Origin of the sequence: Pseudoalteromonas sp. SR44-5, assembly GCF_014163675.1 — a bacterium.
Classification (GTDB): Bacteria; Pseudomonadota; Gammaproteobacteria; order Enterobacterales; family Alteromonadaceae; genus Pseudoalteromonas; species Pseudoalteromonas rhizosphaerae.
In genome coordinates, this window is record NZ_JACJDT010000158.1 from 1 (window position 1) to 670 (window position 670).

The following is a 670-nucleotide window of genomic DNA, read 5'->3' on the forward strand; positions in this document are numbered from 1 at the left end:
GCTTTACGGTGGTAAATAAAAGCAATTATTAATAATAAAACTTGCCCCAGGATAAACAAAGGGTCAAAAAGAAATGAGTCTAATAGGTGTTGTAAACTTTTAGCTTTAAATAACCCAAGTACTTGCATTATAGCTCCAATCGCAAAGAAGGTTAATGCTTGCCAAGAATAAGAACTATCATCCGTATCCGTCATACTTCCCATTAATAATAACCCGTAATAACGGCCATCAGCGCCAACCTCATCTTTTTCTCCTAACAGGTTGTCATAATTGATTTCCACTTTTCGGTAGTATTTTCCCATGTCAGTTGGTTTTTTCGGAGCGCGTAATTCTGATATTTGTTCGGTGTTTATCATAATGTTACTCAAATCCTAATTCTTTTTTTAGCGCATAATTCCATAGTGATAAATTCACTTCGGTTGTAAGCCATTTATTTGGTTTTTCAAGCTCGCCGTACTCATCGCGTTTTGATACTGGTAATATAAATTTATTATCCTCAAAGGCAGTGCTCACTGACGCCCCTTTGCCCTTAGGATACGTTTTCACTCGCAGTCTAAATGTAACTCTGGTTGTGTTGAGCGCTTTAAATATGGCGGCGCAATTATGCTGATTTAAATCGAGCCGTATACCCTGCCCACTTGATAAATCAGTCACTAAAAAATTAAGATGG

The 670-nt window shown here is 37.3% G+C and carries 1 protein-coding gene and 1 pseudogene; both read right to left on the minus strand.

Going from position 1 to position 670, the window contains the following annotated elements; translation table 11 throughout:
• A pseudogene (locus tag H5154_RS23940) lies at nt 1-356 on the minus strand (hypothetical protein); the annotation flags it as partial.
• Between the two features lie 4 nt (nt 357-360).
• Nucleotides 361-670: hypothetical protein (locus H5154_RS23485; protein WP_220493447.1), on the minus strand; the 310-nt coding region annotated here is incomplete at its 5' end.